Consider the following 20,552-nt stretch of genomic DNA (forward strand, 5'->3'; position numbering starts at 1 on the left):
CAATTAGCCGGGTGGCGCGGGGCGCTTTGTGCCGGGGGGGGGGCGGGCCCCGCCGGCCGGGACGAACTACGCTATTGCGGCGTACGGGCCTCGATGGCCTTGACCATGAAGTCGGCCAGCTTGTCGTAGTTCTCGTCGAAATGGTGACCGCCCGGACGCCCCAGCTTCTCACCCGGCTGACCCGCCTGGGTACAGCCGCTGTCGTCCTTCTCTTCCTCGCCATAGACGCAGAACAGCTTGGCGGCGGGAATCTTGCTGGTTTCCGGCAGGGTATCAGCTTCGTCACCCGGCTTGCCCAGCCAGCCTTCCACGGCGATCTCGAAGTTGCTCTTGCGACTGAAGGCCAGCAGCAGCAGCGAGGTCACCTGATCCTGGTCCGCCTTGGGCAGGCGGTTGTAGACCGCTGGCAGGATGTCGGCGCCGAAGGAGTAGCCGGCCAGCACGAAGTGCTTGGCATTCCACTTCTCGCGGTATTCCTGCATCAGGTTGGCCAGATCGGCCGCCACCTGTTCCGGGCTCTTGTGCTGCCAGAAATAGCGCAGCGCATCCACGCCGACCACCGGATAGCCGGCCTCGTTCATGGCCTGGGCCGAGAGCCGGTCGATGTCACGCCAGCCGCCGTCGCCGGAGTAGAAGATGGTCACCACATCGGGATGGCCAGGCTTGACGTCCGGATCGGCGGGCATCTCGATGGTCGGGATGTCGTTGTGCTGACCCAGCAGGCGATTCTTCAGCTGGGTGCGCAGGACCACCGGCAGGGCTGTGCCATAGTCGGCGATGGTCAGGTCGGCATTGCTCTGCTGACGCACGAAGATGGCCGAATCGTCGGTCGGATGATCGTTCCAGGCGATGTGCCATTGGCCAGCGGCGGCCTTGGCCGGCAGGGCGTCAGGGCAATCCAGGGTTTCCAGGTTGAAGCCGACGCTCAGGGCGGCCGCCTTCGGGTTGTCCTGGGTCGTCAGCCAGCGCCAGGCGCGAGCGGCGCCCGGGCCGATGCCGCCGACGAAGGTCGGGGCACCACTCAGCTGCTTGGCCGCCTGGGTGAAGTCGTCGTTCTGCGCCTGGCAGCTGTTGGCGACCTTGACCTCGTACTGGACGATCTCGGCGCCGGTGTTGGTCGCCAGGCCCAGCAGGTCGGCGTCCGCCAGCTGCAGGTCCGACGGTGTGGCCAGGACCACGCGGGCATGCGGCTCGCCCTTGGGGGCGGCCATGGTCAGCAAGCGGCCATCCGGCTGTTCCAGGACCTTGACCTGGGGCGTCGACGGCCAGCGATGGAGCCACCACCAGCCCAGGCCTCCAGCGATCAGCAGGATGACGAGCAGTACTGCGAGTGCACGTTTCAGCATAGGAGTCTCAACGTTTGACCAGGCCGGTATAACCCCCGGCGATTAGGGCGGCGGTATCGGCGAAGGCGACCAGGGGATCCAGGCCGGCGGGCACCGCCATGTAGCGCGGTTCCCATTCCGGATCGAACTTGTCCTTGAAGCGACGCAGCCCCTGGAAGTTATAGAACTGTTCGCCACGTCTGAACACCATGGCGCCCAGGCGCTGGGTGATGGGTGCGCCACGGCGGGGGTGCAGCCCGGCCAGCGGCACCATGCCCAGGGAGAAGCGGGCGAAGCCGGCGGCCTTGAAGTGCAGGATCAGCCCCAGCATGAGGAATTCCATGGTCTGCTTGGGCGCATCCGCGGTGACCCGCATCAGGTCGATGCTGGCCAGATCCGGGCGCTCGGTTTCCAGCAGGTTGGCGAAGGCCACCGCCTTGCCCTGGAAGCGCACCACGGCGATGCGGAAGTGCTGGAGATAGGTCGGATCGAAACGACCCAGGGAAAAGCCCTTCTCGCGCACCTGCTTGCTCTCCAGCCAGACGTCGGAGATGGCCTTGAGTTCGTCCAGCGGCGCTTCGCCCGGGGCGTGGAATTCGATGGCCAGGCCATCGCGCTGGCCACGATTCCAGGTGTATCTCAGGTCCTTCTTGCCCTTGCTGTCGAGGTCGAAGGCATGCAGGTCGACCCGGGCCTCTTCGCCGAGCTTGAGCGCGGTCAGGCCGATGTCCATGTAGAAGGGCAGGTTCTCGGCCCGCACCTGATAGAACACCGGCCGGGCATGGTGCAGGTCGCAGAGGTCGCGGAATTTCCAGATCAGCTCGGCGCGGGGCTGAGAGCGGCCGATGGGGTCGAAGAGGGCGATCAGACTGCGTCCGCGTCGTCCGTACATCAGGAAGGCATCGTCGCTGTCGTGGAAGAGCAGGGCCTTGTCACCGGTCATCACCAGGCCGCCATCCGGCTGGCTGGATTTGCGCATGATGCCGAAGGCGCGCTCGAGCTCGGCGCTGGTGGGCGCCTCGATCGGCGGCGGTGCGGCGCGCAGCAGCCAGCCCAGGGCGATGATCAGCAGCAGCACGGAGCTGCCCAGGGCGGCACGCAGCCCGCGCGGAGCATCGGCGTCCAGCGCGAATTGCCACCACAGACGGGTGTCGTAGGGCACGTCCTGATAGGCGAACAGCAGCAGCCACACCGAGGCGGCGACCACACAGATGCTGGCGGTCACGTACAGCGGCGAGAAAGGCTGTTCCATCAGTCGGCTGCGGCGATAGAAGGATTTGCGGAAGATGGCGAGCAGCGCCGCCGTCATCGCCAGAATGGAGGCCTCCTCCCAGTCGAAACCTTTCAACAGGGACAGCAGGCAGCCCAGCAGCAGCAAGACCAAGGTCACCGCCCAAGCCGCGGAGAGGCGCCGGCGCAGTCCCTGCGCCAGCAATAGACAGACGACGCCGATCAGGCTCGCGCCCAGGTGGGAGGCATCGATCAACCGCTGGGGCAGCAGGAAATCCATGCCCTCCAGGCGGGTGTCTATTTCAGGGGTGACCCCAGAAAAAAGCAGTACCACCCCAGAAAAAAAAACCAGGATGGCGAGGATGGGTGCCGCCAGGCCGGAGGCGACCCTTACCGCCGGACTGTTCGACAGCAGGCGCCGGCCTTCGCTGAACAGCAGCACCAGGCAGGCGATCACGAATGGCAGCAGCACATAGAACAGCCGGTAGACCACCAGCGCCGCAGCCAGCTGGGCGGCGCCCAGCTCGTTGGCGAAGGCTGCCAGCAGTACCGCCTCGAACACGCCGACACCGCCCGGGACGTGACTGAGCACCCCGGCGGCCAGCGCCAGCAGGTAGACCAGCAGGAAGGCACCGAAGGGTGGCGCCGTGGGCAGCAGCAGATAGAGCACCATCGAGGCGGCGGTCACGTCGAGGATGGTGATCACCAGCTGCAGCGCGGACAGCCGCAGGGTCGGCAGGCGCAGGGCGCGCTTGCCGATGCGGAAGTGCAGGGCATGGGCACAGGGCTGCTCGGGCACCCGCCAGCGGCGCAGGGCCAGGATGCCGACCGCATAGCCGATCAGGATCAGCGCGGACACGGTGATGATCACCGCTTCCGGAACGCGCAGGGCCTGGGTGGAGGCCGGCAGATTGGTCAGGGCGGCGATGGCGGCCAGAGGCGGCAGCGCGGTGCCCAGCGCCAGGCTGGAAAACACCGTCATCTGCGCCACTTCCAGGGCGCTGAGGCCCTGGCGGGCATAGAGGCGATAGCGCACCGACCCACCGGACAGCATGGACAGGCCAACCGCGTTGCCGATGGCGAAGGCGGTAAGGCCGCCCATGGTCCAGGCGCGTGCCGGCAGCTTGACGTCGGCGAAACGCATGGCCGACCACTCGTAGCCGAGCAGGATAGTGAAACCGGCGACTGCGGCGATCAGCGCGCCGATCAGGGAGGAGTGAGGGATATCGTGAAGGGCATCATGGAGGGCTTCGCCGTCGATGCTGCTCAGCAAATGCCAGCAGACCACCAGGGCGGCGGCGAACAACACCAGCGTCAGACCCAGTTCGATGGGTTGCCGGTAGGCCGTCAGGCGCTCCAGGAGGCGCCAGGGCAGCGCCTGAGGGGGCGAAACAGGGTGGTCCGCAGGGGATGCCGGCTTCGAGGAGACCTCTTTGGCTGGATCAGGTGCAGTCATGCAAACTCCTCTAGACAGGAACGCGCGTCAGATTACTGGTCGCGCGCGGTTTGCCAAGCCTTGTACAGATAAAAAAGCTCCATACCAACCTTTGTAGCTCTTGTAGCTACAGAGTTCGCACCGTCTGGATCTGAACCGGGTCAAATTCAGGGCAAAAAAAAACCACTCAAGAGAGTGGTTTTTTCGAATTTGGTTGCGGGAGCTGGATTTGAACCAACGACCTTCGGGTTATGAGCCCGACGAGCTACCAGACTGCTCCATCCCGCGTCCGATGTGGCTCAGTATAGGGCCAAAAAAAAATTCGTCAACAAAAATTTAATATTCATCAAAGGCTTATTTACCAGGCAGGGGCAGGCCTACTTGTCGCCGTCGTTTTTCTGCATCTGCACCGAGGCCTTTTCACCGCTGGAGCGATTCTGCTGATCCGCTTGGTCGCGATCGAAGCAGCCAGCCAGCATGAGGCTGAGAAGCAGGGCGGAGGACAACAGTAGAGGGCGTTTCATGAGGGTTCTCCCGGAGGTACGTCTGGCGCTAAGTACTCAGTCGACCTGTCTTGGCGGGAAAGGGTCCGGAGCGCCGATGAGGGCAGCTGTACGATCAAGTGAGAAGGTGATAGCAAAACGCCGCTAAGCGGCTAAGGCGGGTGGTGGCCATGTGCTATCCTCGCCGGGTGTTATGGAGAACCTCATGCACCCTTCCCAGGATTCGAGTCGTCTGGATCAGCGCATCATGCGCGTGATGGATCACGATATAGCGACACTGGTCGCCCAGTTGTGCAATCTTTCCCTGGCACTCACCGGCAGCAGTGCCAAAGGTGCGTCCGAGATGGCACTTCAGGTCGTGGAGAAAGTCGAATTGCTCGTCGACGACATGCAGACGCTCCGCGCCGCTGCGCAGGAGTTGCTGGACACCCCGTCCCGCCATGTTCGCTCCGGCCATATAGAAGATCGGACCATAGAAGATCGGACCGTCATCGCCGGCGACGAGGGTGTACCTTTCGACGATGGGCAACGCGACCGAACCGTTTGACCAGGAAAGTCCAAGGGGTCGTCATGAATCTGCTGCTGGAAACCTTGCTCCAACATCTCCAGGGACTGGGTCGCATCGAGTTCTTCGAACGCAGCGAGCATTTCGCGCGGTTGATGGTCACCACGCCCGACGGCGTGATCGCCGAGCGCCACCTCTATTACGACCAGTTGCACCATGCCCATGACCTCAAGGCGGTGGTCGATGAGCTGCGCGAAGAGGTCGTCCACCGGCAGCGCCTGCTGCAAGACGTCGGTTAACGGGCAATTCGTCGTCCGCCGTGGACAAATCCGGGCGGTCTTGGCTTACTGTACGGATAATCAGCTGCCAAGCCCGGCCCGGCATCTCCTTTCATGGCTCCGGACAGTTCTCTCGTTCAGCTCCCCGCCAAGCGCCAGCGCAAGATCATCCATGTCGACTGTGACTGCTTCTATGCGTCCATCGAGATGCGCGATGATCCGCGCCTGGGCGGCAAGCCACTGGCGGTAGGCGGGACCCCCGATCGCCGCGGGGTCGTCGCTACCTGCAACTATGAGGCCCGCGCCTTCGGCGTGCGCTCCGCCATGTCGTCCCATCAGGCGCAGAAGCTCTGTCCAGACCTGGTGTTCGTCAAGCCGCGCTTCGAGGTCTACAAGGAGGTGTCGCGGCAGATCCACGGCATCTTCCAGGACTATACCGAGCTGATCGAGCCGCTATCCCTCGACGAAGCCTATCTGGACGTCACCCAGTGCGAGCTGTTCAACGGCAGCGCCACCCTGATCGCCCGCGACATTCGCAGGCGGGTGTGGCAGGAGTTGAACATCACGGTATCCGCCGGGGTCGCGCCCAACAAGTTCCTCGCCAAGATCGCCAGCGACTGGAAGAAGCCCAACGGGTTGTTCGTCATCGCCCCGCACGAGGTGGACGACTTCGTCGCCGCCTTGCCGGTGGCCAAGCTGCATGGCGTGGGCAAGGTCACCGCCGACAAGCTCAAGCGCCGCGGCATCGTCCTCTGCAGCGATCTGCAGACCTGGTCGCGCTTCGATCTGCTGCGCGAATTCGGCAGCTTCGGCGAGCGCCTCTGGTCGCTGGCCCATGGCATCGACGAACGCCAGGTCAAGGTGGACAGCCAGCGGCAATCGGCCAGCGTGGAACGCACCTATGACCGCGATCTGCCCGATGCCGCCGCCTGTGCGCAGGAATTGCCCGAGTTGCTGGCCAAGCTCGAAGAGCGGCTGACGCGGCTGGCCGATCGCTATCGCCCGGAACGACCCTTCATCAAGGTCAAGTTCCATGACTTCACCCAGACCACCCTGGAGCAACAGGGCGCCGGTCGCGATCTCGACAGCTATCGGCGCCTGCTGGAGCAGGCCTACCGGCGCGGCAATCGGCCGGTACGGCTGCTCGGGGTGGGCGTGCGCCTGACCGATCTGCGCGAGGCGGCGCTGCAGCTCCGTCTGTTCGAGGACTAGCCCGCTAGAGCGGGCTCTTGGCCTGGGTGGACAGATTGACGATGGCCGCGTCCAGTTCTTCCAGGGCCGGGCTGGAGGTCGGCGCGCCCTGCTTGAGCAGGGTTTCGCTGTGCTGGCAGGCGGCGCGCAGCTGGGGCACGCCGCAATAGCGGGTGGCGCCATGCAGGCGGTGGACGCGCTCGATCAGGGCGATGCGGTCACCGTCTTCGCGGGCCTGGCGAATGGCCTGACGGTCCGCCGCCAGGGAGGCGAGCAGCATGCTCAGGAGATCCTTGGCCAGATCCGGCTTGTTGGCCGCCAGGCGTAGGCCTTCGTCCGCATCCATTACCGCCAGCGTGGAAATGTCCTGGCCGCCGCTGTTGAGGCTGGTGACCTCGGGCGCCGAGCTGTGCAGCAGGCGCAGGCCGGTCCACTTGAGGATGACCTGGGCCAGTTGCCGATCGCTGATGGGCTTGGTGAGGTAGTCGTCCATGCCGCTCTGCAGCAGGGCGCGCTTCTCGTTGGCCATGGCGTGGGCGGTAAGGGCGACGATGGGCACCGGGGTGCCCCCTTCGCTGGTTTCCCAGTCACGGATCGCCTCGGTGGCCTGGCGGCCGTCCATGCCGGGCATCTGCACGTCCATGAACACCAGGTCGAAGCGCTCCTGCTGGACGGCTTCCACCGCCGCGTAGCCGCTCTCCACCGCGGTGACCTGGGCGCCGAGATCGGTCAGCAGGGTTTCCACCAGCAGCAGGTTGGCCGGATTGTCGTCCACGCAGAGCAGCCGCGGCGGCCGGTCGGTGATGCCCAGGCCGCCGCTCTCGTTGCGTTGCGGGCGCTGGTTGAGCAGCTCGGCCACCGCCTGCTCGAGCTTGCGGCTGCAGGCCGGCTTGGAGTGCAGCTGGCAATGGACGTCGGGCAGGGAGGCGTGGAACACCGCCTGGTCGGTGGTGGGGCAATAGACCAGGGTATTGCAGTCCTGGCGACCCAGTTCCCAGATGCGCTCGGTGAGCAGATCCGGCGGGATGCTGCGGGCACTGACCCCGAGCACCGCCAGGCTGACCGGCAACTTGCCGGAGGCCGGGTGGGCGACCGCTTCGCTGAGCTGCTCCAGGGTCTCGAACGGCTCCACGCTCAGGCCGCATTCTTCCAGCTGGTGCTGCAGTGCCTGGCGGGTGAGGGGGTGGGGCTCCACCAGGCCGACGCGACGACCGGCCAGGGCGATGCGCTTGTGGCTCTCGACGCTGCCATGGGCCTTGGGCAGGTTGAGGGTGATCCAGAATTCCGAGCCCTCGCCGGGAATGCTCTCCAGGCCGATCTCGCCCCCCATCTGCTCGATCAGGCGCTTGGAAATGACCAGGCCGAGCCCGGTACCGCCGGCCTGGCGGGTCAGGGAGTTGTCGGCCTGGGAGAAGGCCTGGAACAACACCTGCCGGTCTTCGTCGGTGAGGCCGACCCCGGTATCCTGGACGCTGATGCGCAGCTGGGCGTGGTCGTCGGTCTCTTCCTCGACCATGGCGCGTACGGCGATGGTGCCGGAATGGGTGAACTTGATGGCATTGCTCACCAGGTTGGTGAGCACCTGGCGCAGGCGCTGCGGATCGCCGACCAGGTGGGTCGGGGTGTCGCGGTAGACCAGGCAGACCAGCTCCAGGTGCTTTTCATGGGCCGAGGGCGCCAGGATGGTCAGGGTGTCCTGGATCATGTCGCGCAGGTTGAAGGGCAGATTCTCCAGCACCAGCTTGCCGGCCTCGATCTTCGAGAAGTCGAGGATCTCGTTGATGATGCCCAGGAGGCTCTCGGCGGAATTCTGGATGGTGCTCAGGTAATCCTGCTGGCGCGGGGTCAGCTCGCTCTTCTGCATCAGGTTGGTGAAGCCGATGATGCCGTTGAGCGGGGTGCGGATCTCGTGGCTCATGTTGGCCAGGAATTCCGACTTGATGCGGCTGGCTTCCAGCGCCGCCTTGCGTGCCAGGTCCAGCTCGATGTTCTGGATCTCGATGGTCTCCAGATTCTGGCGGACGTCCTCGGTGGCCTGGTCGATGTTGTTCTGCATCTCGAACTGGGCGTTCTCCATGGCTTCGGCCATGCGGTTGATACCGGTCGCCAGTTCGTCGAATTCGGGGCTGCCGAGCTGGGTCGGCAGGCGCGTCTCCAGGCGACCCTCCTGCAACTGGCTGACGCCGTGGGCGATCACCTGCAGGGGCCGGTTGATGCGGCGGCCCATGCGCACCGCGATGAAGGCAGTGAAGGCCAGGCCGAGCAGGATCAGCAGAAGGCCGGCCACCAGGTTGCGATAGCCGCGCAGCAGGGTGGCGTGATGGGAGAGTTCGAGCTGGATCCAGCCCAGGGTCTGGGGCGTGGCCGGACTGCCGTCGCTGCGGGTCAGGCGCAGATCATGGGTCTGCACCGGCAGGTTGAAGTGGGTGATGTCCAGCCCGGATCTCATGCTGATGGTCTGGTAGTCGCGCCCGGTGAGCTCCACGGTCATCGAGGGGCCGGCGTGGGCGAGCAGGTTGCCGTCGGCATCCAGAAAGCTGATCGCCCGGACATCGGCCTGGTCGAGGGCGCGCTGGGCGATACGGTTGAGCTGGTCGTTGTCGCCGGTGCGCATGGCCGGGGCGATGAGCGGGGCCATCTGCTGGGCCACCAGTTGGCCATGCTCGATAAGCTGGCTGCGCATGTCGGACAGCTGCACCCAGCTGAAGTAGACCCCCAGCAAGGCCGCCATGCAGCAGGTCGGGAGGACGCTCAACAGCAGGATGCGCCCCTTGAGTCCCAATTCGTCCAGCACTGCGCGTCCCCCGAGGAAATTGGCGAGTCTAACCCCTTTACCAAATGTAAAGAGAGTCTTTGCGAAAGGGGTCGCACCCCTCGACGCGCCGATTCGCGAAAATCCGCGAAGGCTGCCACGGTCCCTGGCCGGGGTGCACAACCATTGACCCCATCGGCGGTCTGGTAGGGACTGCCGGTCGTTCCGGTGCGGTCGCGTTCGAGGAGATCCTTTGAAGAAGAGTTGCAGTCTGATGCTGGCGGGCGCCCTGTTGCTGGGGACCGGCTGGATGGCGTCGAGCCAGGCCCAGGAGCCGAAGAAGACCACCCTGGTGGAGCGGGGGTCGATGTACTACAGCTTCGAGACGCACCTGCTCGACTCGGCGGACGGCAAGCGCCGCTATCGGATCTATATCGGTATTCCCAAGCAGCCGGCGCCGATGATGGGGTATCCCGCGCTGTTCCTGCTCGACGGCGATGCCGCCCTGGCGCAACTGCAGGACGTCTGGCTGTCCCCCCATAAACTGAAGAGTGCGCCGGTGCTGGTGGCCATCGGTTACGCCGATGCCGCGGACGCCATGCAGGAGCGCACCTACGACTACACCCCGGCGGTGGGCAATGGCCGCATGCGCGACGACGTGCGCAAGGACTGGCCGGCGGGAGGCTCGCGGGCCTTTCTCGACCTGATCGAGCAACGCATCAAGCCGCTGCTGACCCAGAGCGTGCCGGTGGACCCCAATCGCCAGACCCTCTGGGGCCATGGCTACGGCGGGCTGTTCGTGCTCGACACCCTCTATCGCCAGCCGCAGGCCTTCCAGCGCTACGTGGCGAGCGATGTCGCCTATGGCTGGCAGCAGGGCTACATCCTCAAGCGGGCCGAGGAATTCCAGGGCGTGGGCGGCGCCCGGCCGGTGCAACTCTGGCTGTATTCCGGTACCGAGGACCTGACCCGCAAGGTCGCCCCCGATGCCGCCAGGCGACTGGCCGAGCGGCTGGGTGGGCTGCCGGGGATGCAGGTGACTCCCCAGGTGCAGCCCAACCTGGGGCCGGAGGGCATTCTGTCGCTGAGTCTGCCCGCCGCGCTGGAGGTGGCCAGCGACGGCGCCGCCACGCGCCGGCCCTAGCCAGGCGCCGGATGGGTAGGGTCGGCGAGGCTTTGGGAGTATCATGGAAGGCTTTCACCCCTGGCGGAACGAGCTGATTCATGAGTCTGCACTATCCCACCATCGCCGATTGCATCGGTAACACGCCGCTGGTGCGCCTGCAGCGCCTGGCCGGCGACACCCGCAGTACCGTGCTGCTCAAGCTGGAAGGCAACAACCCGGCGGGGTCGGTCAAGGACCGCCCGGCGCTGTCGATGATCCGCCAGGCCGAGGCCCGTGGCGACATCCAGCCCGGCGATACCCTCATCGAGGCCACCTCCGGCAATACCGGGATCGCCCTGGCCATGGCCGCCGCCATCATGGGCTACCGCATGATCCTGATAATGCCCGACAACTCCAGCGCCGAGCGCAAGGCGGCCATGACCGCCTATGGCGCCGAGCTGATCCTGGTCAGCCGGGAAGACGGCATGGAAGGCGCGCGGGATCTGGCCACGCGCATGCAGGCCGAAGGCCGCGGCAAGGTGCTCGACCAGTTCGGCAATGGCGACAATCCGGTGGCCCACTACCTGGGGACCGGGCCGGAGATCTGGCGCCAGACCCACGGCAGCATCACCCATTTCGTCAGCTCCATGGGCACCACCGGGACCATCATGGGCACCTCGCGCTACCTCAAGGAGCAGAATTCCAAGGTGCAGATCGTCGGTCTGCAGCCGGAGGAGGGCGCGGCCATTCCCGGCATCCGCCGCTGGCCGGAGGCCTATCTGCCGAAGATCTACGAGGCCAGCCGCGTGGATCGCATCATCGACATGGGTCAGCAGGAAGCCGAAGACACCATGCGCCGCCTGGCGCGGGAAGAAGGCATCTTCTGCGGCGTGTCGTCCGGCGGGTCGGTGGCGGGCGCCCTGCGCATCGCCCGGGAAGTGGACAATGCGGTGATCGTCGCGATCATCTGTGACCGAGGCGATCGCTACCTGTCGACCGGCGTCTATGACGCGCGCTAAGCGAGGCGGCGGCGGACTGCGCTTCCAACCGGCCGGTGGCGCCCGGGCGACCGGCGTGCCGACCGGCAAGCGGCAGCTTTTGGGCATCGAGCGGCTGTCCCATGACGGGCGTGGCATCGCGCGCGAAGGCGGGCGGACCTGGTTCGTCGCCGGCGCTCTGCCGGGCGAGCAGGTCGAGGCGCGGGTGCTCGGCGCCCGCAGTCAGGTGGTCGAGGCCCGTACCCTCCGGGTGCTGGAAGCCAGTCCGTTGCGGCGTACACCACCCTGCAGCGTGGCCGACCGCTGCGGCGGTTGCACCCTGCAGCACCTGCCCCATGCCGATCAGCTGACCCTCAAGCAGGAAGCCCTGGCCGAGCAATTCCGCCGCCTGGCCGGGGTGCAGCCGCTGGCCTGGGCCGCGCCCCTGGTCGGTCCCGAATTCGGCTATCGCCGCCGCGCCCGCATCGCGGTGCGCTGGGACGACCGCCAGAGCCGCCTGGAAGTGGGCTTTCGCGCCGAGGCCAGCCAGGACATCGTCACCCCCGACGGCTGCCTGGTACTGGTGCCGGAACTGCAGCCATTGCTGCGCGCGCTGCCTGACCTGCTGAGCGGGCTGGAACAGCCGCAGGCGATCGGTCATGTGGAACTCTTCCAGGGCACGGCAACGGCCATGCTGGTGCGCCATACCCGGGCGCTGCTGCCGGGCGACCAGGTGCGCCTGCGCGACTTCTGCGCGGCGGCTGGCGTCCAGCTCTGGTGGCAGGGCAAGGGCGAGCCGCAGCCGGATCAGGCCGATGCCAGGCTGGGCTTCCGGCTGGCGTCCTGGGACCTGACCCTGGCCTACCAGCCGGGCGACTTCGTCCAGGTCAATGCCGCCATCAACGAGGCCATGGTCGCCCAGGCACTGGACTGGCTGGCGCCGACGGCGGACGACCGGGTGCTCGATCTGTTTTCCGGGCTGGGCAACTTCGCCCTGCCGCTGGCGCGGCAGGCAGCGGCCGTCACCGGTATCGAAGGGGTCGCGGCGATGACATCCCGGGCAATACAAAATGCACGTGACAACGGCATCGGCAACGCGCACTTTCTACAGGTGGATCTGTCGAACCCGCTACCCGCCGATCTGGGCAGCCATTCGCTGGCCCTGCTGGATCCGCCGCGCGACGGTGCGCTGGAAGTGGTTCGGCAGCTCAGCGGCCTCGGTATCGGGCGGCTGGTCTACGTCTCCTGCAATCCGGCCACCCTGGCACGGGATGCCGGGGAGCTGGTCCGACAGGGCTATCGCATGACAAGAGCGGGCATTCTCGACATGTTCCCGCAGACCGCCCATGTGGAAGCCATGGTGCTGTTCGAAGCGGGCAGGATGCCCGGGTAACGACGGCTCGCCAACCGATGCGAGCCAATCCGGCGAGAAGGCTACGCCGTGAGGAAGGGGTAGATGGTACAGGTCAGAGCGCATCAGCCAGTCAACGTCGATGGCAGCATCAACCTCCACGCCTGGCTGGATCATATCCAGAGCGTGGATCCGAATCTCGATCGCGAGGCCTTGCTGGACGCCTGCGGCTTCGCCCGCACGGCGGAAGAGAATTCCGGCCAGGTGGAGCACACCTGGGCGGAGGGGACCTCCAGTTTCCATACCGGCCTGCAGATGGCGGAGATCCTGGCCGACCTCAAGCTGGATCAGGACAGCCTGATCGCCGCCATCGTCTACCGGGCGGTGCGCGAGGGCAAGGCGACCCTGGAGTCGGCGGCCGAGCATTTCGGGCCGGTGGTGGCCAAGCTGATCGAAGGCGTGCTGCGCATGGCGGCGATCAGCGAGAGTCTCAATCCGCGCAAGTCCATGGTGCTGGGCAGCCAGACCCAGGTCGACAACCTGCGCCGCATGCTGGTGGCTATGGTCGACGACGTGCGCGTGGCCCTGATCAAGCTGGCCGAGCGCACCTGCGCCATCCGCGCGGTCAAGAACGCCACCGAAGAGCGCCGTAACCGGGTGGCCCGCGAGGTCGCCGACATCTACGCGCCCCTGGCCCACCGGCTGGGAATCGGCCATATCAAGTGGGAGCTGGAGGACCTGTCCTTCCGCTACCTGGAGCCCCAGCAGTACAAGCAGATCGCGACCCTGCTGCATGAACGGCGGCTGGATCGCGAGCAGTACATCGCCGACGTCATGCAGCAGCTGCGTGACGAGCTCACCGCCACCGGCATCAAGTCCGACCTCAGCGGGCGCGCCAAGCACATCTATTCCATCTGGCGGAAGATGCAGCGCAAGGGCCTGGAATTCAGCCAGATCTACGACGTGCGCGCCGTGCGGGTGCTGGTGCCCGAGGTGCGTGACTGCTATACCGCGCTGGGCATCGTGCATACCCTCTGGCGGCATATTGCCCGCGAGTTCGACGACTATATCGCCAATCCCAAGGAGAACGGCTACCGTTCCCTGCACACGGCGGTAATCGGTCCGGAGGGCAAGGTGCTGGAGGTGCAGATCCGCACCCACGCCATGCACGAAGAGGCCGAACTGGGGGTCTGCGCCCACTGGCGCTACAAGGGAACCGACGTCAAGTCGGCCTCCAACCACTACGAAGAAAAGATCTCCTGGCTGCGCCAGGTGCTGGAATGGCACGAGGAGCTGGGCGACATCGGCGGCCTGGCCGATCAGCTGCGGGTCGACATCGAGCCGGACCGGGTCTACGTCTTCACCCCCGACGGCCACGCCATCGACCTGCCCAAGGGCGCGACGCCGCTGGACTTCGCCTATCGGGTGCACACCGAGATCGGCCACAACTGCCGCGGGGCCAAGATCAACGGCCGCATCGTGCCGCTGAACTACCAGCTGCAGACCGGCGAGCAGGTGGAGATCATCACCGGCAAGCAGGGCTCGCCCAGCCGCGACTGGCTCAACCCCAACCTCGGCTACGTCAACACCTCGCGGGCCCGGGCCAAGATCGTCCACTGGTTCAAGTTCCAGGCGCGCGACCAGAACGTGGCCGCCGGCAAGGCCATGGTCGAGCGCGAGCTGTCGCGCCTGGCACTGCCCCCGGTGGACTTCAACACCCTGGCCGAGAAGGTCAACTACAAGGGTGCCGAGGACATGCTCGCGGCCCTGGGCGCCGGCGATCTGCGCCTGGCCCAGGTGATGCACGCCGCCCAGCAGCTGGTGGAGCCGGACAAGGGCCTCGATACCCTCGATCACTTGCCGCGCAAGCCCACCAACAAGCCGGGCAAGCGTGGCGATGTGCAGATCCAGGGGGTGGGCAACCTGCTCACCCAGATCGCCGGTTGCTGCCAGCCGGTGCCGGGCGATGCCATCGTCGGCTACATCACCCTCGGCCGTGGCGTGACCATCCACCGGCAGGACTGCGCCAACGCCCTGCAGCTGGCCAGTCGCGAGCCGGAGCGGACCATCCAGGTGAGCTGGGGCCCGGTGCCGGTGCAGACCTATCCGGTCGACATCGTGATCAAGGCCTTCGACCGCTCCGGTCTGCTGCGCGATGTCTCGCAGATCCTGCTCAACGAGCGGATCAACGTGCTGGCGGTGAATACCCGTTCCAATCGCGAGGAAAACACCGCCAACATGCTGCTGACCATCGAGATCCCCGGTCTGGACGCCCTCGGTCGCCTGCTCGGGCGCATCTCCCAGCTGCCCAACATCATCGAAGCCCGGCGCAATCGCGCCGCCTGAGCGATGTGACGACGACTCCACGAGGCGCCTCTGGCGCCTCGTTCTTTTTCCCGTGACAGGATTCATCCATGTACCAGCTCGACGACCTGCTGCACCTCATGGCCCGGTTGCGCGATCCCCAGCACGGCTGCCCCTGGGATCTGCGCCAGGACTACGCCAGCATCGTGCCCCACACCCTGGAAGAGGCCTACGAGGTCGCTGACGCCATCGCCCGCCGGGATTTCCCGCAGGTGCGCGACGAACTGGGCGATCTGCTGTTCCAGGTCGTCTACTACAGCCAGCTGGGTCGCGAGGATGGCCATTTCGACTTCGCCCAGGTGGTGGATGGCATCACCCGCAAGCTGGTGCGGCGCCATCCCCATGTCTTTCCCGACGGCGACCTGCATGGCCCGCTCGACCTGCCGCGACTGGACGAGGCGACCATCAAGCGCCGCTGGGAAGAGATCAAGGCCGAGGAGCGCGCGGAAAAGGCCGCGGCGCCGGAGCAGTTGTCGCTGCTGGATGACGTGCCGGCCGCGCTGCCGGCCCTGAGTCGTGCGGCCAAGCTGCAGAAGCGTGCGGCCAATGTCGGCTTCGACTGGGCCGATGCCACGCCGGTGGTGGCCAAGATCCAGGAGGAACTGGACGAGGTGCGCGAGGCCGTGGCCAACGGCCAGGCTGCCCAGGTGGCGGAAGAGGTCGGCGACCTGCTGTTCGTGATGGTCAATCTGGCGAGGCACCTGCAGGTCGATGCGGAAGATGCCCTGCGTCAGGCCAATGCCAAGTTCGAGCGGCGCTTTCGCTTCATCGAGGAAGGCCTGAACGCTCAGGGCAGAACGCCCCAGGAGGCCAGCCTGGAAGAGATGGATGCACTCTGGGACGCTGCCAAGGTGGCCGAAAAGGGTGCTGTGGGGCATTCGTTGCGGCGGGGGTAGGTCGATTTCGCTGGCTGGATTGCTTGATCGCGGTCATGCGGTCCGCCGATGTGGGCGCCCTTGCAAACGCTTCATTCTCCGTAGGAGCGGCCCATGGCCGCGATAAAACGATTCGTCGTGTCGTCGCGTGGAAAACCGCGCAGCGTTTTTCGCTGGGAGTGACTGCCGGGGGCACCCTCACCCCAACCCTCTCCCGGAGGGAGAGGGGCTGTCCGAGTAGGCGTTCGTCTCCATCAGCCGCGGCAAGATCGCGATCAGCCGTAGCGTGGAAAACCGCATGGCGTTTTCCACGGGCAGGCCGCCTCGAAGGGTGGATAAGGCTGCGCCGTTATCTAGGCTACACGACAGATCGCGGCCATGGGCCGCTCCTATTGGCCCCGGCCGCATCGGCGAACCGCCATGCCCGTGAGGACCGATTCCTACGGCATCCGCTCCCACCCGGGCGACAGATCCGGCTGGTCGGCCAGGTGCGCCGGGCACTTGCCCTTGAGGTGCCAGGCGAAGGCGATGATCTCGGCCAGGGTGCGATAGAGCGCCTCGGGGATTTCCGCACCTAGTTCCAGGCGCGCCAGGATGCGCACCAGGTCGGCGTTTTCGTAGATGGGCACCTCGTGCTCCCGGGCCGTGGCCAGGATGAGTTCGGCCAGTTCGGCATCGCCCTTGGCGGAGAGGATGGGGGCGCTGCTGCCGTCATAGGACAGCGCGATGGCCTGGCGGGCGGCGGGTGTACTCATGCGGTGTCGTCGATCCAGCGTTGTTCGAGGGTGGTGCGCGGATGGCGTGCGGGGCGGCCCTGGCGGCTGCTGAGGTCGCCGACCACGAAGCCGGCCGCCAGCAGGCGTTCGCGCAGATGGGGCAATTCGGTATCGATCAGCGTCGCGGTGGCGCCTTTTTCCGCCCAGAATTCGCTCGACAGCCGGCCGCTGGCCAGTTGCGCCCGCACCTGCAGCGGCCCCAGCGGTGCCAGGTCGAAGGCCAGTTCCACCTTCCACAGACTGTCGCGGGCTTCCCCATGGCTATCCGGCGGCGGTCGTTCTTCCTGAAAGCGCACCTGCACCGCGCCGAGGCGCTCGCCATCGCGCCAGGGAATCTCGGTCTGCCAGGTGGAGAGGTAGTAGCCATCGGGCAGGACCTGGGTCTGGGCCAGGCTGGCGAGCTGGTGGGTCTGCAGGCGGGCGATGACGCCCGTGGCCAGTTGCAGCAATTCGTCGAGTTCGGCGTTGGCGGCACTGAGGCCGCGACCATCGCGTTCGCCCAGGGGAAAGTCCAGGGCGGTGGGTTGGCGACTGGCGGTGGCGGCGTCACCCAGCGCCCGGCGCAGGGCGTCGGGCAGATTCTGCTGGGCGGTCTGGATCGCGACCTGGGGATTGCGCAGGGCCTCGCCCGGCACGCTGGCCAGCAGGCGATCCACCAGGCGCAGCAGGTTGGCCTTGAAGTCTTCCTGGAGATCGGGACCGCCGCGATCCAGCAGTTGTTGCTCCAGTTGCAGGCCACTGCGCGCCAGGGCGCGGGCCCAGCCCTGGGGCGTGGCCAGGGCCTCGGTGGTTTCCAGATTGGCCAGCAGGGACTTGAGCGCTGCGCCGACCGACGGCGGCAGCTCTGCTTCGGGGACGTCCTCCAGCCATTGCAGCAGGGCATTCATCGACAGCTGGCGCTGCCCCTGGCCCTGCAGCTGGCGATCGATGTCGAGCTGGTCGAGGCGCTGCGCCATGGGCAGCACCGTGACCTCCTGGCTGTCCTTGATCACCACGGTCAGCAGACTGCCCACCGGTACCGGGCGGGGTGATTCCAGCTTGAGCTGGCGACCTTCGAGACTGGAACTCAGGGCCTTGGCGATCACCTCGTAGGTGGGCGTCGCGCCGGGCGGCTGTTGCAGCAGACTGCTCAGCACCCGCAACTGCAGGGTCGTGCCCACCGGCAGCTGGCGCAGATCCAGCTGCTGCAGCGGCGGCGGTGGTGCGTCGCCCTCCAGGCTCTGCAGCAGCACCGCCAGCTGGGTGGAGCCGAGGGTGCTCACCAGTAGCTGGCTGCCCACCGGCAGGTTATTGGTCGGACTCTGGGTGGTGAGCAGGACGCTGCCGCCCTCGGCCAGCTGCAGTTGCAGCAGGAACTGGAAGCTCTGGCCGGCCGGACGGGTGGCGAGTACCTCGGCGGTGGCCGTGCTGCCGGGCGGAATCAGGTCGTCGAGGGATTGCAGGGCCTGCAGTATCTGCGCCCCCGCGTCCGACGCCTGCGCCGCCGCGGCCCGGACGGGCAGGGCGGGCGTGACGCCGACGCTGGGTTGGATCGCGGAGATGGAAGTCATCGGGCAGGTCCGGTGGAATCGCCTGTGTATAATGGCGCGCCTTCAAGGGCGTGTGCCGGGTTAACGGCCAGCGCCCGACCGACTTTAGTGCCGTGAGATCCCCTGTCTTGAATCAGCCCCTGCTCGACGCCGTCGCGCTCCGTTGCGAACGGGGCGGTCGCCTGCTGTTCGACGACCTGAGTCTGAGCGTGGCGGCGGGCGAGTCGCTGCGCATCGGGGGCGTCAACGGCAGTGGCAAGACCAGCCTGCTGCGCATCCTGGCGGGACTGCTTCCGGCGGATGCGGGTAAGGTGCGCCGGCCCGCCGCGGCCGAGCTGCTCTGGCTGGGCCATGCGCCCGGCATCGCCGAGGGGCTGACGGCGATGGAAAATCTCCACAGTCTGGCCAATCTGTGGCACCCGACCACCGATGAGGCCTGCCGGGTCGCCCTGGCAACGGTGGGCTTGGCCGACTGGGCGGACGAGCCCTGTGGGCAGTTGTCGGCCGGTCAGCGTCGCCGCGTTGCCCTGGCCCGGCTTCAGTTGCCCGAACCGCCGCGGCTCTGGCTGCTGGACGAACCCTTCACCGCCCTCGACGCCAGCACCTGCACGCAGCTGGAGGAGCGCCTGCGCGCCCATTGCGCGGCAGGCGGCGCCCTGGTGCTGACCAGTCACCGCGAACTGGAGGTCGTCCCCGAAGGGCATCGGCTGCTCTGGCTGGACGGTGGCCGATGAGCGGCGCCTGGTTGGCCTTCCTCAGGCGCGAAGGGCGCCTGGCCTGCCGCCGTCCGGCGCTGTGGCTCACGCCCCTGGCCTTCCATGCCCTGGTGGTGACCCTCTTTCCCCTGGCGCTGGGTCCCGATAGCCAGCAGCTGGCCGCCCTGGCACCCGGCCTCCTGTGGATAGCGCTGTTGCTGGCCTTGCTGCTTGGCCAGGAAGCCCTGTTTCGCAGCGACTGGCAGGATGGCTCGCTGGAGCTCTGGCTGCTGGCACCCCAGCCCTTGCCGCTGCTGGTGCTGCTCAAGCTGCTGGTGCACTGGTGCTTCGCCGGCCTCGGCCTGGTGGCCCTGACGCCGCTGCTGGCGCTGATGCTCGGGCTGCCCGCCGCGGCCCTGCCGGCGACCCTGGCGGCCCTGACCCTGGGCAGTCTGGCCCTGACCCTGATCGGTGCCATAGGCGCGGCCCTCACCGTGGGTCTGGCCCGTGGCGGGCTGCTGCTGGCGCTGCTCAACCTGCCGCTGCAGATCCCGGTGCTGATCCTGGGCGCCAGCACCCTGGACGCGGCGCGTCTTGGCCTGCCGGTGACGGGGCTGCTGCTCTGGCTGGGTTGCCTGACTCTGCTGGCCCTGACCCTGGCGCCCCTGGCGGTCGCCGCCGGCCTGCGCATCGGCGCGGCCCAATGACGAGGACGACATGAACTGGACCTGGCTGCACCGCCTGGGCTCTCCCGCCATCTTCTATCGCGTGGCCGGCCGCCTGCAGGGACCCTGCCTGGCGCTGGCCGGGCTGCTGCTGGCCGTGGGTCTGGTCTGGGGACTGTTCCTGGCGCCACCGGACTACCAGCAGGGCGACAGCTTTCGCATCATCTATGTGCATGTGCCGGCGGCCTTGCTGGCGCAGTCCTGCTATCTGCTGCTGGCGGTCGCCGGAGCCATCGGCCTGGTCTGGCGCCTCAAGCTGGCCGACGTGGCCCTGCGCGCGGCCGCGCCGATCGGCGCCTGGATGACGGTGATCGCCCTGGCCACGGGGTCGCTGTGGGGCATTCCCACCTGGGGCACCTGGTGGATCTGGGACGCCCGGCTCACCTCGATGCTGGTGCTGCTGTTTCTCTATCTGGGCGTGATCGCCCTGGGGCAGGCCATCGAGCATCGCGAGAGCGCCGCCCGTGCCTGCGCCATCCTGGCCCTGGTGGGCTCGGTCAATCTGCCGATCATCAAGTATTCGGTGGAGTGGTGGAGCACCCTGCACCAGCCGGCCACCTTCAGCCTGATGGCGCGGCCACCGATGCCGGCCGCCATGTGGCTGCCACTGCTGGTGATGGTGCTGGCGTTCTATCTGTTCTTCGCGGGCGTCTTGCTGCAGCGGATGCGCCTGGAGGTGCTCAGGCGCGAGTGGCGCAGTCGCTGGGTACGCCTGGAGCTGGGGGAGGAGGGCGCGTGAGCGGAGTGGAATGGGCGCAGGTCCTGGGCATGGGGCGCCACGGCCTCTATGTCTGGCCGGCCTTCGGCCTGACCCTGGTCATCCTCGGCGGTCTGTTGCTGCACGGCTGGCAGGCGCGTCGCCGGCTGCAGCGGGCGTTGCGCCCGCGGGGGGGCCGGGGGCGGGGGGCCGGAATCCGGGGCGCCGGCGGCGGGGGG

18 protein-coding genes and 1 tRNA gene are annotated in these 20,552 nt (G+C 66.9%); 12 read left to right on the plus strand and 7 right to left on the minus strand.

The genetic code is table 11. The features are described 5' to 3' along the window. Positions 1–71: 71 nt before the first annotated feature. The 4 genes from QMX82_RS22480 to QMX82_RS22495 form a co-directional block, all read right to left on the minus strand. Positions 72–1,346 carry a virulence factor family protein gene (locus QMX82_RS22480; protein WP_208691710.1) on the minus strand — a complete coding sequence of 425 codons (1,275 nt, stop codon included), beginning with the start codon at positions 1,344–1,346 and terminating at the stop codon, positions 72–74. 7 nt (positions 1,347–1,353) lie between these two features. Next, a complete protein-coding gene (gene mprF, locus QMX82_RS22485) occupies positions 1,354–4,011 on the minus strand; it encodes a bifunctional lysylphosphatidylglycerol flippase/synthetase MprF (protein WP_261793859.1) in 2,658 nt (885 codons plus the stop codon). A gap of 190 nt (positions 4,012–4,201) precedes the next feature. Beyond that, positions 4,202–4,278: transfer RNA gene (locus tag QMX82_RS22490), tRNA-Met, on the minus strand. An 89-nt stretch (positions 4,279–4,367) separates the two neighbouring features. After that, a complete protein-coding gene (locus QMX82_RS22495; RefSeq protein ID WP_282287722.1) occupies positions 4,368–4,514 on the minus strand; it encodes a hypothetical protein in 147 nt (48 codons plus the stop codon). Between the two features lie 184 nt (positions 4,515–4,698). Between QMX82_RS22495 and QMX82_RS22500 the strand changes: the two genes are divergently transcribed. The 3 genes from QMX82_RS22500 (at position 4,699) to dinB (ending at position 6,488) form a co-directional block, all read left to right on the plus strand. Beyond that, positions 4,699–5,040: a hypothetical protein gene (locus QMX82_RS22500; RefSeq protein ID WP_208691708.1), complete on the plus strand. Its 342-nt coding sequence runs from the start codon at positions 4,699–4,701 to the stop codon at positions 5,038–5,040. A 23-nt stretch (positions 5,041–5,063) separates the two neighbouring features. Further along, positions 5,064–5,297, plus strand: coding sequence for a hypothetical protein (locus tag QMX82_RS22505; protein ID WP_208691707.1), 234 nt, complete (start codon positions 5,064–5,066; stop codon positions 5,295–5,297). Positions 5,298–5,390: 93 nt separating this feature from the next. After that, positions 5,391–6,488, plus strand: a complete 1,098-nt coding sequence (dinB, locus tag QMX82_RS22510; protein ID WP_282287726.1) for a DNA polymerase IV — start codon at positions 5,391–5,393, stop codon at positions 6,486–6,488. Between the two features lie 4 nt (positions 6,489–6,492). On the opposite strand, the gene QMX82_RS22515 is transcribed toward dinB, so the two are convergent. Further along, entirely contained in the window at positions 6,493–9,261 is a 2,769-nt protein-coding gene (locus QMX82_RS22515) for a response regulator (RefSeq protein WP_282287728.1), read from the minus strand. Positions 9,262–9,472: 211 nt separating this feature from the next. Here QMX82_RS22515 and QMX82_RS22520 point away from each other — a divergent pair, with 211 nt between their 5' ends. The 5 genes from QMX82_RS22520 (at position 9,473) to mazG (ending at position 15,912) form a co-directional block, all read left to right on the plus strand. Next, entirely contained in the window at positions 9,473–10,363 is an 891-nt protein-coding gene (locus QMX82_RS22520) for an alpha/beta hydrolase (protein ID WP_208691704.1), read from the plus strand. Positions 10,364–10,443: 80 nt separating this feature from the next. Continuing rightward, entirely contained in the window at positions 10,444–11,343 is a 900-nt protein-coding gene (cysM, locus tag QMX82_RS22525; RefSeq protein ID WP_282287732.1) for a cysteine synthase CysM, read from the plus strand. Then, positions 11,330–12,694 (plus strand): 23S rRNA (uracil(1939)-C(5))-methyltransferase RlmD, encoded by a 1,365-nt coding sequence (rlmD, locus tag QMX82_RS22530; protein WP_282287734.1) that lies wholly within the window; start codon positions 11,330–11,332, stop codon positions 12,692–12,694. Before cysM ends, rlmD begins: the two co-directional genes overlap by 14 nt. Before the next feature lie 63 nt (positions 12,695–12,757). Continuing rightward, positions 12,758–14,998 carry a GTP diphosphokinase gene (relA, locus tag QMX82_RS22535; RefSeq protein ID WP_208691702.1) on the plus strand — a complete coding sequence of 747 codons (2,241 nt, stop codon included), beginning with the start codon at positions 12,758–12,760 and terminating at the stop codon, positions 14,996–14,998. A gap of 68 nt (positions 14,999–15,066) precedes the next feature. Then, positions 15,067–15,912 (plus strand): nucleoside triphosphate pyrophosphohydrolase, encoded by an 846-nt coding sequence (gene mazG / locus QMX82_RS22540; protein WP_208691701.1) that lies wholly within the window; start codon positions 15,067–15,069, stop codon positions 15,910–15,912. A gap of 419 nt (positions 15,913–16,331) precedes the next feature. Here the strand turns inward: mazG and QMX82_RS22545 are convergent, their stop codons facing one another. Further along, a complete protein-coding gene (locus tag QMX82_RS22545; RefSeq protein WP_208691700.1) occupies positions 16,332–16,646 on the minus strand; it encodes an EscU/YscU/HrcU family type III secretion system export apparatus switch protein in 315 nt (104 codons plus the stop codon). Then, positions 16,643–18,217 carry a flagellar hook-length control protein FliK gene (fliK, locus tag QMX82_RS22550; RefSeq protein ID WP_208691699.1) on the minus strand — a complete coding sequence of 525 codons (1,575 nt, stop codon included), beginning with the start codon at positions 18,215–18,217 and terminating at the stop codon, positions 16,643–16,645. The genes QMX82_RS22545 and fliK overlap by 4 nt, the downstream gene beginning before the upstream one ends. 107 nt (positions 18,218–18,324) lie before the next feature. Between fliK and ccmA the strand changes: the two genes are divergently transcribed. The 4 genes from ccmA to ccmD form a co-directional block, all read left to right on the plus strand. Then, positions 18,325–18,930: a cytochrome c biogenesis heme-transporting ATPase CcmA gene (gene ccmA, locus QMX82_RS22555; RefSeq protein ID WP_282287739.1), complete on the plus strand. Its 606-nt coding sequence runs from the start codon at positions 18,325–18,327 to the stop codon at positions 18,928–18,930. Beyond that, complete coding sequence (ccmB, locus tag QMX82_RS22560) at positions 18,927–19,598, plus strand: heme exporter protein CcmB (protein WP_187979696.1); 672 nt, start codon at positions 18,927–18,929, stop codon at positions 19,596–19,598. The genes ccmA and ccmB overlap by 4 nt, the downstream gene beginning before the upstream one ends. A 10-nt stretch (positions 19,599–19,608) precedes the next feature. Beyond that, positions 19,609–20,355, plus strand: a complete 747-nt coding sequence (locus tag QMX82_RS22565; protein WP_282287746.1) for a heme ABC transporter permease — start codon at positions 19,609–19,611, stop codon at positions 20,353–20,355. Next, the coding region (ccmD, locus tag QMX82_RS22570) for a heme exporter protein CcmD (RefSeq protein ID WP_282287748.1) at positions 20,352–20,552 on the plus strand (201 nt) is incomplete at its 3' end. The genes QMX82_RS22565 and ccmD, both read left to right, overlap by 4 nt.

Source organism: Pseudomonas sp. PS02302, assembly GCF_029959585.1.
Classification (GTDB): Bacteria; Pseudomonadota; Gammaproteobacteria; order Pseudomonadales; family Pseudomonadaceae; genus Chryseomonas; species Chryseomonas aestiva.

Excerpts from the sequence above, each read along its gene's own strand:
- QMX82_RS22480 (WP_208691710.1), bottom strand. The coding sequence starts at position 1,346 with ATGCTGAAACGTGCACTCGCAGTACTGCTCGTCATCCTGCTGATCGCT.
- QMX82_RS22565 (WP_282287746.1), top strand. The coding sequence starts at position 19,609 with ATGAACTGGACCTGGCTGCACCGCCTGGGCTCTCCCGCCATCTTCTAT.
- rlmD (WP_282287734.1), top strand. The coding sequence starts at position 11,330 with ATGACGCGCGCTAAGCGAGGCGGCGGCGGACTGCGCTTCCAACCGGCC.
- cysM (WP_282287732.1), top strand. The coding sequence starts at position 10,444 with ATGAGTCTGCACTATCCCACCATCGCCGATTGCATCGGTAACACGCCG.
- QMX82_RS22495 (WP_282287722.1), bottom strand. The coding sequence starts at position 4,514 with ATGAAACGCCCTCTACTGTTGTCCTCCGCCCTGCTTCTCAGCCTCATG.
- QMX82_RS22500 (WP_208691708.1), top strand. The coding sequence starts at position 4,699 with ATGCACCCTTCCCAGGATTCGAGTCGTCTGGATCAGCGCATCATGCGC.
- fliK (WP_208691699.1), bottom strand. The coding sequence starts at position 18,217 with ATGACTTCCATCTCCGCGATCCAACCCAGCGTCGGCGTCACGCCCGCC.
- relA (WP_208691702.1), top strand. The coding sequence starts at position 12,758 with ATGGTACAGGTCAGAGCGCATCAGCCAGTCAACGTCGATGGCAGCATC.
- QMX82_RS22505 (WP_208691707.1), top strand. The coding sequence starts at position 5,064 with ATGAATCTGCTGCTGGAAACCTTGCTCCAACATCTCCAGGGACTGGGT.
- dinB (WP_282287726.1), top strand. The coding sequence starts at position 5,391 with ATGGCTCCGGACAGTTCTCTCGTTCAGCTCCCCGCCAAGCGCCAGCGC.
- ccmB (WP_187979696.1), top strand. The coding sequence starts at position 18,927 with ATGAGCGGCGCCTGGTTGGCCTTCCTCAGGCGCGAAGGGCGCCTGGCC.
- QMX82_RS22545 (WP_208691700.1), bottom strand. The coding sequence starts at position 16,646 with ATGAGTACACCCGCCGCCCGCCAGGCCATCGCGCTGTCCTATGACGGC.
- mprF (WP_261793859.1), bottom strand. The coding sequence starts at position 4,011 with ATGACTGCACCTGATCCAGCCAAAGAGGTCTCCTCGAAGCCGGCATCC.
- mazG (WP_208691701.1), top strand. The coding sequence starts at position 15,067 with ATGTACCAGCTCGACGACCTGCTGCACCTCATGGCCCGGTTGCGCGAT.